The sequence below is a fragment of the Flavobacterium sp. BFFFF1 genome (genome assembly GCF_002256285.1).
Taxonomy (GTDB): Bacteria; Bacteroidota; Bacteroidia; order Flavobacteriales; family Flavobacteriaceae; genus Flavobacterium.
The window spans coordinates 63,569-76,657 of sequence record NZ_NKJE01000006.1 but is presented as its reverse complement, the minus strand read 5'-3'; the positions used below and the strand labels follow the sequence as shown (position 1 = coordinate 76,657).

The window sequence follows — 13,089 nt, the reverse complement described above, 5'->3', positions numbered from 1 at the left end:
TTTTTATTGGCAATAATCCACAAAAAAAGCCCTGAGTTTCCTCAAGGCTTAAATTCTGGGTGGATGACCGGGTTCGAACCGGCGACCCTCGGCACCACAAACCGATGCTCTAACCAGCTGAGCTACAACCACCGTGTTTTGTGAGCGCAAATATATTGCAAAAAGGTTGATTCGGCAAAGAAAAAAACGAAAAAATTATACCAAATCCTCTAAACTATTGACGGCCAAATATCTTTCTGTCGTAAAACCTTCTGCGTAATCTCTGCCAATAAGCCTTCCCAGATCCTGAGCCCTATAGTGGATGCTTTCCAGGAAATTCTTCGTAGCGATCGGTGTAATCGGTTCTGTGCTGCCAGGTTTGTAAAACTGGGAATCATAAGCCAGGATCGCGGCGGTCTTGTGTTCGATAAAATCAGAGATGTCCACGACAAAATCAGGTTCCAGGTTTTTCCATTGTATGTAGTGATAAACCACTTTCGGACGCCATGCTTCCTGCACCAAACCGTCCAGCGATGTTTCCACTTTTATCAATCCCGAAAGAAAACAGGCGTCAGACACCAATTTACTTCCCTTGCCATGGTCAACATGACGGTCTTCAATGGCATTGCAGATCACAATCTCCGGTTTGTATTTCCGAATCATTTTAATCACTTCCAGCTGGTGTTTTTCATCATTGACAAAAAATCCATCGCGCATATTCAAGTTTTCTCTAACAGTGATTCCCAGCGCCTTCGCTCCGGCAATGGCTTCCCGATCACGGATTTCAGCAGAGCCGCGTGTGCCGAGCTCTCCGCGGGTAAGATCTACAATGCCTACCATCCTGCCATTAGCCACTTCTTTGGCCAACGTGCCGCCACATCCGAGTTCCACATCATCGGGGTGCGCTCCAAACGCTAAAATATCAAGTTTCATATTGCTCATTTAGATAATATTTTTTTCATTGTTTCAGATTTATTGACAGTCTCCTGCCATTCCATTTCAGGGTTGCTGTCTTTGGTAATGCCGCCGCCCACATAAATCCCGGCTGTTTTTTTTACCGAATCGACTTCCATGCAGCGCAGGTTGACAAACAAGTCCGTTTGGGCGTTTCCATTCAGGAAATCCTTATTAAGTTCTCCATGGAACCCCGAATAATAACGCCTGTCGTAATTTTCATTTGCCATGATAAAGTCAAGCGCTTCATTTTTGGGCAACCCACAAACCGCGGGCGTCGGGTGCAGTGATTCAATAATATCCCTCAGACGCGTACCCTGATGTAGTGAAGCTGTGATATCCGTCTTAATGTGTGCCAACGTACCTGCTTTCAGGTTGTAGGGCGCACTGATATCAACAGAAACAGCATATTTCCCCAATTCGCCCGCGATAAAATCGGTAACAAATTGCTGCTCTTCCCGTTCTTTTGGCTGCCAATTCAACTCGGGCTTCCACTTTTGTGTTCCCGCCACAGCCATCGTATACAGTGTGTTTCCGCTAACCTTCAAAAGCTGTTCTGAAAATGCGCCGAACCAAAAGCCCGTTGTGGGATGAAACCAGCAATACACGTACGCTTCCGGATAATTCACCAACATTTTCTTCAACGTTGGGATACAATCGAAAATAGATAAATCGAAGGCCTCCCTTCGTGACAGTACCACTTTTCTGAAACGACCCTGCTGGATCGCATCAATCCCCTTATTCACCAAACCGATGTGTGAATCCCTGTCTTCCTGTGTTGTATCCGGCAGATTTAACGGTGCTGTTTCCTCAACTTCAATCGCATCGCGCGAGCACAAAAAATCTGACTCTTGTTCCGGGATCAGCAATGTTGTTTTTCCGGAAAAAGGTGCAAATACATATCCGGTTTCCATAAATGTATCCGTGGTGAATTCCCGGCTGTCTTTCTGGAATAAACCGCTGAGGGTAGAAGAGCCTGGCTTTCTGTAGAGTACAAAAGGAAAACCGTTGTCAGCGTTGTCTGCCGCCTTTGAAAAAAGTGAGTCAAGTGACACTGTTGCCTGTTTCATTGTTCTTTTGGCAGTATAATATTGGTCAATTTACAAAGGCATACCAATTTATCATCCTCATCAGTAATCCTTATTTCCCAAAGATGTATCGTCTTGCCTTTGTGGATAATACGTGCTGTAGCCGTAACTAGTCCTTCGCGTTTACTCCGCAAGTGGTTCGCTGAAATTTCGATGCCCCTCACCTCTTCCTTCTCGTGATTCGCATACAACATCGACGCCGCGCTCCCAACGCTTTCCGCTAACGCGACACTGGCACCTCCATGCAGCAGGCCCATGGGTTGATGCACGCTTGGATTCACAGGCATCGTTGCGGTTAGGAAATCTTCTCCGGCATCGACATACCGGATATTGAGGGTTTGCATTAGGGTATTTTCGGAAAATGCATTGCAAAGCGCAAGCACCTTTTCTTTGTCAAAAGCCATCGTTCAAAATTTGTTGCAAAATTACGCTTTTACTGTTTATAAAGCGTAAAGAATAATATTTGGTTTTTGGCGTTTGGTTACAGACTGGGCTAACCAAATTTTATTATTTTTACCAAAATTAACAACCTCATGCGCAAAACTGCTCTGGCACTTTTCATCATCGCCCTCATTTCACTCGCTTCCTGCCGTACCGATTTTGACTTCCAGCCGAGCGTTGGCCAACTTGCGTTTTCGAAAGATACCGTTTACCTCGATACCGTTTTTACCGACATCGGTTCCAGCACTTACACGTTAAAAGTCTACAATAAAAGCAACGACAACATCTCAATCCCGACGATCCAGCTGGCAAAAGGGCAGGCATCGAAGTACCGCATGACGGTGGACGGCATGACAGGCGATAATGGAAAGATATTCAGTAATGTCGAGCTGCTGGCAAAAGACAGCCTTTACATCTTTATTGAAACCACCGCAAATATTGCCGATGCCAATCCCACGGATTTTCTGTATACCGACCAAATTCAGTTTGGAAATGGCACAAACTTCCAGAAGGTGGAGCTTGTGACGCTGATCCAGGATGCTGTTTTCCTATACCCGCAAAAGTTTGAAGATGGCACTACTGAAACACTGACGCTGGGTTCCGGGGAAAATGCACAGGAAATATACGGTTTCTTCCTGGATGAAAATGACCATGGCAATGAATATGAGCTGACCAATGAAAAACCTTATGTCATCTACGGTTACGCCGCCGTGGCCAATGGAAAGACGCTTAACGTCCATCCCGGCGCCCGACTGCATTTCCACGCCGATTCGGGGATTATTGTTGCGGGCGGCGGTACCATCAATATCAACGGTGGCGTTTCGACGACGGAAGCGCTCGAAAATGAAGTGATTTTTGAAGGCGACAGGCTCGAGCCCGACTTCGCAGAAGTTCCGGGACAATGGGGTACCATCTGGTTAACCTCGGGAAGCCTTGGAGGGAATATCAATCACCTGACGCTAAAGAATGCCGTCGCTGGCTTGCTGGTCGAAAATAATGCGGCTGTGCTGAACATCAGAAATACCCAGATTTATAACCAATCGGTGGCGGGAATACTCGGAAGAAACGGAAATATCACGGGCGAAAATGTGGTCATTAACAATTGTGGGCAAGCTTGTTTCGCCGGGACTTATGGTGGAAAATACAATTTCACCCATTGTACATTCAACAACGACTGGCCAAGTTCTACGCAATATGCGGTGTTGTTGGACAATTATATTACCGGCGCAGACCCTGAATCCAACCCTTTAGTGGAAGCAAATTTTACCAATTCTATTTTCTATGGCTCCAACCAGATCGAGTTAAAACTCAATAAACACAATTCCGACACCGCGTTTAATTACAAGTTTACGAACTGCCTGATCAAGTTCAATAACATCAGCAACCAATATACCGATGATCCGCTGTATGATTTTGACAACGGCGCGTTGTTTAGCGAGTGCCTGATTGCTAAAAACAGCGTTGACCTCAACCCGAAGTTTTTCAATCCGAATGCCAATAAACTAAACATCGAACCCGAATCCCCAGCGGCAGGAAAAGGTGATGCCTCGGTTATTGTTCCCGTTGACGTGTTGGGTAATCCGCGTACTTCCACCCCACCGGACCTTGGAGCATACCAAAGTGCGGTATTCCCGGAAGAAAATTAATCTCCTGACAATTAGATGGGTAAAGTTTTTTTTCTTAATTTTAAGATATAACCAAAAATCTTAGATTTATGAAAAAATCCTGTACTTACCTCGCAGCGTTGCTTATTACGGTGACAGCCTGCAAAAAAGAGGACGTGAAAAACGAATCTGCAACTACCGATTCCACGACAGTTGCCACAGAAAAGACGGCCACCGAACCTGCAAAACCAATGGATTCTGTCGCGATGATGGAAGCATGGAAAGCCTATGCCACTCCAGGTGACATGCAGAAACTGCTCGCAGAGGAAAGCGGCAATTGGTCAGGCGAAAGCAAGATGTGGATGGATCCCACGAAAGCGCCTGAAGTAACCACTATGAAAGGAGAACTTAAGATGGTTTTGGGAGGACGCTATCAGGAAGGTAAATATACCGGAACAGCTATGGGTGCGCCGTTCGAAGGAAAGGGACTTGTTGCATACAACAACGCGACGGGTAAATTCGAGCAAACCTGGACGGATAATATGGGAACAGGAATTATGTTCATGACCGGAACATACGATAGCGCTGCCAAAACCATAACCTATAGCGGAGAATGCGTTGATCCGGCGACCAAGCAACCTAAGAAAATCAAACAGATCTATCAAATAGTTGATGCAAATACCCGCAAGCTCGAAGGATTTGACACGGGTCCGGATGGGAAGGAATATAAAACCATGGAAATCACGATGCTTAGAAAATAGTATTGTTGATAACCCAATATAAAAGCCGGCAACCTGTCGGCTTTTTTTTTGCGTATAACACTTTTAACACTTAAATTTGCACCACACAACACCACTAAAATACTTACAATGATTCATTTCTTCGGAAACGAAAGCGGTACTGTTTTTGCTGTCCAGACACAGGGTACGCTTTCGGCAGAAAACATCTCAAAATTAAACTGGCTTTTTGGCGACGCTCATAAAATTGAAAAATCCGTGCTTACGGATTTTTTTGTTGGTCCACGTGCCGCTATGGTGACGCCCTGGAGTACCAATGCTGTTGAGATTACCCAGAACATGGGTATTGAAGGCATCATCCGTATCGAAGAATTCCATAAGGCCAGCAGCGATTTTACAGCCTTTGACCCGATGCTTTCGCAGAAATTTGATGCGCTAAGCCAGGACATTTTCACGATTAACATCCAACCGGAACCTATTCTGGAGATTGACGATATTGCCGCTTACAACAAATCTGAAGGGCTGGCCTTAAGCGACGAGGAAGTAGATTACCTGAACAACCTCTCCATTAGGATTGACAGGAAGCTGACCGACTCTGAAGTGTTTGGGTTTTCGCAAGTCAATTCCGAGCATTGCCGCCATAAGATCTTCAATGGAAGTTTTGTCATCGATGGTAAGGAACAACCATCTTCGTTGTTTAAACTGATTAAGAAGACGTCTGCTGAAAACCCTAATGATATCGTTTCGGCATATAAAGACAACGTCGCTTTCATCAAAGGCCCACGTGTACAGCAGTTCGCGCCCAAATCAGGTGACAAACCCGACTATTACGAAACAAAGGATTTTGATTCGGTGATTTCACTGAAAGCAGAAACCCATAATTTCCCTACCACCGTGGAGCCCTTTAACGGTGCGGCTACGGGTTCGGGTGGCGAAATCCGCGACAGGCTGGCTGGCGGCCAGGGTTCATTGCCGCTCGCAGGTACCGCTGTATACATGACGGCCTATTCCCGACTCGAAAGCACACGCGAGTGGGAAAATGATATGCCGGAACGGAAATGGCTTTACCAGACCCCCATCGATATTTTAATAAAAGCGTCGAATGGCGCTTCCGATTTTGGAAATAAATTCGGGCAGCCGTTAATTACCGGCTCTGTGCTGACATTCGAACATGATGAGGCAAACCGCAGGCTCGGTTACGATAAAGTGATTATGCAGGCCGGCGGAATCGGATATGGCAAGGCCAGTCAAGCGATTAAGAAAAAACCTGTTGCCGGTGATAAAATCGTGATCCTCGGCGGTGAAAACTATCGGATCGGAATGGGCGGCGCGGCCGTATCCTCAGCAGATACCGGCGCATTTAGTTCGGGCATCGAGCTGAATGCGATCCAACGTTCGAATCCGGAAATGCAAAAGCGCGCAGCGAACGCGATCCGTGCTTTTGTGGAAAGCGACAACAATCCGATTATCTCAATACACGACCATGGCGCAGGTGGACATTTAAACTGCCTTTCCGAATTGGTAGAAGAAACCGGCGGACATATCAATCTCGATCAATTGCCGGTAGGCGATCCAACACTTTCGGCGAAAGAAATCATCGGGAATGAATCGCAGGAAAGAATGGGGCTTGTCATCGGGCAGGACGATATTGAAATGCTGGAGCGCGTAGCCGAACGCGAACGCTCCCCAATGTACCAGGTAGGTGACGTCACCGGAAACCACCGGTTTACATTTGAATCAGAAAAAACGGGTGCCAAGCCCATGGACCTGGCGCTAAGTGACATGTTCGGAAGTTCGCCTAAAGTGGTGATGAATGACAAAAAAATCGAACGGAATTACCAGGAGTTGCATTACGACATCAGCCACATGCATACCTATCTCGACAATGTACTTCAACTTGAGGCCGTAGCCTGTAAAGACTGGCTTACGAACAAAGTCGATCGCTGTGTGGGCGGGAAAGTCGCAAAGCAGCAATGTGCGGGTCCGCTGCAGTTGCCGTTGAACAACGTGGGTGTGATGGCTTTGGATTATCTCGGAAAAGAAGGAATTGCAACGTCAATTGGCCATGCTCCTATTGCGGCATTGATCGATCCGGCCGCAGGAAGCCGCAATGCGATTGCAGAAGCAATGTCGAATATCATATGGGCACCGATGAAAGATGGCTTGCAAAGCGTTTCACTTTCCGCGAACTGGATGTGGCCGTGTAAAAATGAAGGCGAAGATGCGCGTTTGTATGCGGCGGTTCAGGCCTGCTCCGACTTTGCGATTGAACTCGGCATCAACATTCCGACCGGTAAGGATTCGCTTTCGATGAAACAGAAATATCCCGATGGCGATGTGATTGCGCCCGGAACGGTCATCATTTCTGCTGCCGGGAACTGCAATGACATCACTGCGGTCGTGGAGCCAGTCCTAAAGAAACATGGCGGAAATATCTATTATGTAAACCTTTCCAACGATATGCCTAAGCTCGGCGGTTCGTCGTTTGCACAAACGCTCAATAAAATAGGTACAGAAACGCCTACGATCAATGATGCGAAGGCTTTTAAAACGGCTTTCAACCTGGTACAGCAATTGATCCGCGACGGAAAAATCCAGGCGGGGCATGACATCGGCAGTGGCGGACTGATTACGACGCTGCTCGAAATGTGTTTCGCGGATGTCAATCTTGGTGCCAATCTGGACCTAAGTAGCATTGGTGAAAATGATACCGTTAAGTTGCTTTTCTCAGAGAACATCGGAATCGTGTTCCAGGCTGATGAAGATATCGAACGTAGTTTCGAACAAGAAAATGTAACGATTTACCGTATTGGCAAGGCCACGGAAAGCAATACAATGAACCTGAAAAACGGCGACGACGCCTTGTCATTTAATATTGCAGAGACCAGGGACACCTGGTACAAAACCTCTTATTTGCTAGACCAGAAGCAATCCGGTGCCAAGAAAGCGGCGGAGCGTTTTGACAATTATAAAAAGCAACCGCTGCAATTCGTTTTCCCAACACATTTCGACGGTAAAAAGCCGGTGATCGATTCCTCCAAACCACGCCCGAAAGCAGCCATCATCCGTGAAAAAGGAAGCAACTCCGAGCGCGAAATGGCCAATGCGATGTATCTGGCCGGTTTCGATGTGAAAGACGTGCACATGACCGATTTAATTTCGGGACGTGAGACCTTGGAAGACATTCAGTTCATTGGCGCCGTCGGTGGATTCTCCAATTCAGACGTATTGGGCTCTGCTAAAGGATGGGCCGGTGCGTTTTTATACAATGAGAAAGCGAAAACCGCTTTGGATAATTTCTTTAAACGCGAGGACACCTTGTCTGTCGGTATTTGCAATGGCTGCCAGCTGTTCATCGAATTGGGATTGATTAACCCGACGCATGAGCAGAAACCAAAAATGAAACACAATGATTCCCATAAGCACGAGAGCGGCTTTACTTCGGTGACCATACAGCAGAACAATTCCGTGATGCTGTCGTCACTCGCAGGAAGCACTTTGGGCGTGTGGATTTCGCATGGCGAAGGAAAGTTTGAGCTTCCGTACAGTGAGGATCAATACGACGTCGTTGCCAAATACGCTTACGAAGGTTATCCTGCAAATCCGAATGGCTCGCATTTCGATATTGCGATGATGGCCAGCAATGACGGCCGCCATCTGGTCATGATGCCACACATCGAGCGGTCTACGTTCCAATGGAACTGGGCACATTATCCGGATGGGCGCCGCGATGAAGTATCGCCGTGGCATGAGGCGTTTGTGAACGCAAGGCTTTGGCTGGAAAATAAATAATATCAAAAGGCTTTCGGTTATGAAAGCCTTTTTTTCTATTTTTAGTGCTGTCAAAAACAACCCAGCCATGAATCCCCATCACTGCCTGAACTGCGACGAACCTGTGCACCAAAATTTTTGTCCGATTTGCGGGCAGCGTACCGATACGCACCGCATCGTCCTGAAGCATTTTATCCTGCATGATATGCTGCACGGCGTATGGCACCTTGACCGTGGCATCCTGTTTACAATCAGGGAAACATTTGTGAGGCCCGGACAGGCGGCGCTGGATTATGTCTCCGGAAAACGGATCCGGTATTACAATGTGTTTTATTTGTGCCTGCTTGTCATCGGTTTTAACCTGCTGCTGAAGCACTATTTCGAGGGTTTCTTACCGCCTGAAGAAGAACGGGTGATTGAAAAGGGATCGGTCAATGGCACGGAATTTTTCGCAAAAAACATCAAATTCATTTTGTTGGGAATTGTCCCGATTTTAGGCTTGTGCGGATTAATCGTATTTAGGCGGTTGAAGTTAAACCTCGCGGAACACTTTATCCTCGGCGGCATTTGCCTGTTAGGAGAATTGCTGATTGCGATTGCCATTTTCACCACCGTTTTCATCACTAAAATGGGTTGGTTGCCTGATTTTTCCGATTATTTGGTGCTTATTGTACTGTTATTGATGGTATTATATCCCGCCTGGGTATATCAAAATGCGGTTAGGGGAAAATACACCTGGATCGGGTTCACCTGGCGGATGCTGTTGTTTTATGTGTTGCTGTTTGTGATGATGATGGTTGTCCTTACGGTCATCGTGATCATCCTCTCCGGTGGTAAAGGAACGGTGACCTTTTAGTGAATGGGCAATTGGCGCATTTGATTTAATCGGTTAAAAGCTTCAGCAATTACGTCGATTTATCTATTTTTAGGCCACCAAAACAATTTTTATCATGACTGGTTCCCACTGCCTGAACTGTAATGCCACGGTACACAGCCGTTTTTGTCCGGATTGCGGGCAGAAGAGCGACACCCACCGCATAGTCCTAAAGCATTTTGTGATGCATGACCTGTTGCACGGCGTGTGGCACATCGAGCGTGGGATCCTATTTACTATCAAGGAAGCGTTGGTGCGGCCGGGTCAGGCGGCGATGGACTACATTTCCGGAAAGCGCATCCGGTATTACAATGTGTTTTACCTGTGTTTGCTACTGATTGGATTTACCGTGTTGTTAAGCCATTTTTACGAAAGTTTTGAAACAACACATGCTACCAAATCGAATGCACAGTCAGAACACATTAAGAATTTCTTCAAAGACAACCTGAAGTTTATTGTGCTCAGTATCGTCCCGATGCTTGCCATCTGTGGTTATCTGATTTTCCGGCGGCTGAAACTCAACCTCGCCGAGCATTTCATCATTGCCGGTATTGCACTTTTAGGAAAGATTTTCATTACGATGGTCGGGATCTCCATCAACTTCGCAGACCGCTGGCTACCTGATTTTATGGGCTATGTTGAAGCGGTTTTTCCTTTCCTCATTTTGCTTTGGCCTGTTTGGGTGTATACGAATGCTTCTAAGGGACGTTACCGATTTGGCGGACTGCTGTGGCGGTTCATTGTGTTCTACCTGTTGTTCCTGTTCCTGATGCTTGTTGCGTTGATTGCGGTTTTGTTTGTGCTGACAGGTGGCGAGGATATCAATTTCAAATAGATAAAGCCAACACGCTGTAGCCCAAGATTTATTTAGGATTATACTTACCAGCCTTTTTGTCACATTAACGCAAAAGGTTTCCAGACAACTTAATGGACCTAAATGACGCTGAGCTACTTCACCATTGTTTCTTCACCAAAGTTATGGGTTGACTTGGCTTCGTTGTATAGTTTATTAGAAACATAGGTAATCAACAGCACGTTAGTATAAAACAAATAGAAGCCGAATTTGATTTGAGATAAATCCTCTATCGCTCCATCATGAAAAGCTGCTGCGAATGGGAAAAGCGATAAGACCGCGTTGCAGCATCCGGTAATAAAGACCCACTTGTATCGTCCTGTGAATGACATAAATAGTTGACAAACACACAATATCAATACGATCGTGAAAGCGAACATAATATTAAATTCCCAGCTGAAATCGTTGACGGCCAAAAGTCCCAATTGGTATCCACTCAAGGTCGCTTTAGCCTTTCCGTCGATAAACCTCTGAATTGCCAGAACCTTCTTCTGCTTTAGCTCATCATAAGTAAGGTGAAATTCTTTCGCATCTGCAGCACCCACTGTTTCGTCATGCAAGGAATCCGTTACTGGCTCCGCTTCGCGAAGCGGGCTGTTTTTAGACCAGTTGCTGTTGATGATTGCGTCATCTGAACAAGTCTGAAAGAAAGGTAAAAACAACAATGAAAAACTGATTACCGTTAGCCTTTTAAGCAGATTATTCATTCGTGAGATTTAAGTGTTTTCTGCGTTAAATATACCAAAACTTATAAGGGTGTAATCATAAACACCTATTTCCTTGTCTCCCCACCCAGCTTCTTATCAATCACGCGTTCCATATAATCCTGGATAAAAGCCTGGCAGCGGCGTTCGAGCGCGTCCATTGCGGCGTTGCGTTTCGAAATCAGGTTGTGTTCCATCCCTTTGTCGGCTTTGGCGTAAAAGCCCACCGCCTTTTTCCCGTCAAAGGTACAAATGTAATCCCCTGACATGAATTGGTACAGGTTTGCGGAGTACTTCACAACAAATGGCGGTTCATCGGAATCCCCTATTAAACTGCGCCCCCAGCTCCTGAACGGTTTTTGATATCCGATCATGTCCAGTATCGTCGGGTAGAGGTCGATCTGCTGTGCATAATCGCGGTTCACACCGGCATATTTCCCGTCGGGACGGTAAATCATCATGGCCACTGCATTCCTGTTGAATTCTTTTTTGTATTCGTCGTAGAAGACGGTGTTGCCATGATCGCCTACCAATACGAATATCGTATTTTTAAACCATGGCTGCGATTTAGCCTTGGCAAAGAACTGCTTCAGCGCATAGTCTGTGTAACCTATGCATTGGTGGATGTTCACGTCGCCTTTTGGAAACTTGCCTTCATATTTTGCGGGAACCTTATAGGGTTCATGCGACGACACTGAAAATAGCGTGGCCAGGAAAGGCTGCTGCTGTTTGCCGAGTTCGCGGTTGAAATACTGGAAGAAAGGCTCATCCCAAATTCCCCAGACGCCATCAAAGTCGGCATCGTTATTGTATTCGGTTTTCCCGAAATAGCGGTCGGTACCGAGGATGTTCGCATATCCGAGAAAACCCATCGAACCATTTGGCGCGCCATGGAAAAAAGAAGTGTGGTATCCGATGCTTTCCAAAGTCGATACCAACGATTCGGTGGGCTGCTTTGGATAAGGCGACGAGGTGAAAGCGTCCTTAAATGAAGGGATGCCGGCCAATACCGACGATACGGCGTGTATGGACTTGTGACCGTTGGAATAGGCATTGGTGAAAATCAGGCTGTGCTGTGCCAATGAATCGACAAATGGCGTGTATCCCTTATAATTGGGTATGTTGAATTCCTTGTTAAAACTGCCAAAATATTCGCGCGCGTTGCTTTCAAGGATGAAAATCACGACGTTGGGTTTTGTGGGTGGATTGTTATGGTATTGCTTTACCGGAACGATCAGCGAGTCGATCGTTCCCTGCGACACCAGGTTTACTTTTTGGAAGCTGTTGCTGAACATGGTACGGATGATGGCGAACGGCGTGTTCAGCACCACATCCGCCTGGCTGATTTCCTTCACGTAACGGTTTGCATCGATCAGGTTGATTGGGCGGGTGCTTTTCTTAAAGTCCCCACGCATGCCGCCGACGCACAGCACCAATATCGCGACGAAGCTCAATGTCGAGTAGATGAAGTAACGGCCCATGAACAGTACGCGGTCTTCCTTCACCTTTACTTTTTTGTACAGGTAAATCCATAGGCAGGCCGATCCGAAGAACAACAGGAACACATGCCAGTAATTGATCAGGAAATTCCAGAACAGCAGCGCCTTGTTTGATTCGTGTGCCACTGAATCGGTGATGGTGATCGTGGAGCGTCCGAAATTGAACCGGTAGTAGATAAAGTCGATGAAATTGGTCGCGTAGGCAATCAGGTTGGTGATGAAATACAGGTAAAATAAGAAGGTTTGGTATCCCTTTCGGGTGTTGTAGAGCACCGGCAATATGGAAAATACGATAAACAGTGCGTTGACATACAGAATAGCGGTGGTGTCAAAGGCTAGCCCATGGTAATACAGGGTTAGGAATTCCCATACAGAGTGTACCTTAATAAGGTTGGAATTGTAGCACAAAAACAATATCCTTGCGAGCAGGTAAAAGACATATGCTAAAAATATCCGGTAAAATAAAGCCTTATATTCCTGGGACCTTGGAAATCTTGACATGGCAACGCTTTTGTATTTGGGAAGCAAAAATACGTATTTTTCGTATCATTTTATAGCTACCGTTTCTGTAGTGTTTATCTGCCG

At 46.3% G+C, this 13,089-nt stretch carries 10 protein-coding genes and 1 tRNA gene; 5 read left to right on the top strand and 6 right to left on the bottom strand.

Features of this window, described 5'->3' with window-relative positions:
• Nucleotides 1–58: 58 nt before the first annotated feature.
• The 4 genes from CFE23_RS05490 to CFE23_RS05475 all read right to left on the bottom strand — a co-directional run bounded on the left by CFE23_RS05490 (nucleotide 59) and on the right by CFE23_RS05475 (nucleotide 2,425).
• Nucleotides 59–132, bottom strand: a tRNA-His gene (locus CFE23_RS05490).
• A gap of 63 nt (nucleotides 133–195) precedes the next feature.
• Nucleotides 196–912, bottom strand: coding sequence for a bacillithiol biosynthesis deacetylase BshB1 (gene bshB1 / locus CFE23_RS05485; protein WP_291085452.1), 717 nt, complete (start codon nucleotides 910–912; stop codon nucleotides 196–198).
• Nucleotides 913–917: 5 nt separating this feature from the next.
• Complete coding sequence (locus tag CFE23_RS05480) at nucleotides 918–2,003, bottom strand: chorismate-binding protein (protein ID WP_291085234.1); 1,086 nt, start codon at nucleotides 2,001–2,003, stop codon at nucleotides 918–920.
• Complete coding sequence (locus tag CFE23_RS05475; RefSeq protein ID WP_291085230.1) at nucleotides 2,000–2,425, bottom strand: PaaI family thioesterase; 426 nt, start codon at nucleotides 2,423–2,425, stop codon at nucleotides 2,000–2,002. Before CFE23_RS05475 ends, CFE23_RS05480 begins: the two co-directional genes overlap by 4 nt.
• 129 nt (nucleotides 2,426–2,554) lie before the next feature.
• On the opposite strand from CFE23_RS05475, the gene CFE23_RS05470 reads away from it, so the two are divergent.
• The 5 genes from CFE23_RS05470 (at nucleotide 2,555) to CFE23_RS05450 (ending at nucleotide 10,283) form a co-directional block, all read left to right on the top strand.
• The gene (locus tag CFE23_RS05470) at nucleotides 2,555–4,108 is read left to right on the top strand and encodes a hypothetical protein (RefSeq protein WP_291085227.1); all 1,554 of its coding nucleotides are present in this window, start codon (nucleotides 2,555–2,557) and stop codon (nucleotides 4,106–4,108) included.
• 68 nt (nucleotides 4,109–4,176) lie between these two features.
• Entirely contained in the window at nucleotides 4,177–4,827 is a 651-nt protein-coding gene (locus CFE23_RS05465; RefSeq protein ID WP_291085224.1) for a DUF1579 domain-containing protein, read from the top strand.
• A 108-nt stretch (nucleotides 4,828–4,935) separates the two neighbouring features.
• Nucleotides 4,936–8,595: a phosphoribosylformylglycinamidine synthase gene (gene purL, locus CFE23_RS05460; RefSeq protein ID WP_291085221.1), complete on the top strand. Its 3,660-nt coding sequence runs from the start codon at nucleotides 4,936–4,938 to the stop codon at nucleotides 8,593–8,595.
• 67 nt (nucleotides 8,596–8,662) lie between these two features.
• The gene (locus tag CFE23_RS05455) at nucleotides 8,663–9,430 is read left to right on the top strand and encodes a DUF3667 domain-containing protein (RefSeq protein WP_291085218.1); all 768 of its coding nucleotides are present in this window, start codon (nucleotides 8,663–8,665) and stop codon (nucleotides 9,428–9,430) included.
• Nucleotides 9,431–9,524: 94 nt separating this feature from the next.
• Nucleotides 9,525–10,283, top strand: coding sequence for a DUF3667 domain-containing protein (locus CFE23_RS05450; protein WP_291085215.1), 759 nt, complete (start codon nucleotides 9,525–9,527; stop codon nucleotides 10,281–10,283).
• A gap of 113 nt (nucleotides 10,284–10,396) precedes the next feature.
• Here the strand turns inward: CFE23_RS05450 and CFE23_RS05445 are convergent, their stop codons facing one another.
• Nucleotides 10,397–11,008, bottom strand: coding sequence for a hypothetical protein (locus CFE23_RS05445; RefSeq protein WP_291085212.1), 612 nt, complete (start codon nucleotides 11,006–11,008; stop codon nucleotides 10,397–10,399).
• Between the two features lie 65 nt (nucleotides 11,009–11,073).
• Nucleotides 11,074–13,005 (bottom strand): alkaline phosphatase family protein, encoded by a 1,932-nt coding sequence (locus tag CFE23_RS05440; protein WP_291085209.1) that lies wholly within the window; start codon nucleotides 13,003–13,005, stop codon nucleotides 11,074–11,076.
• Nucleotides 13,006–13,089: the final 84 nt, after the last annotated feature.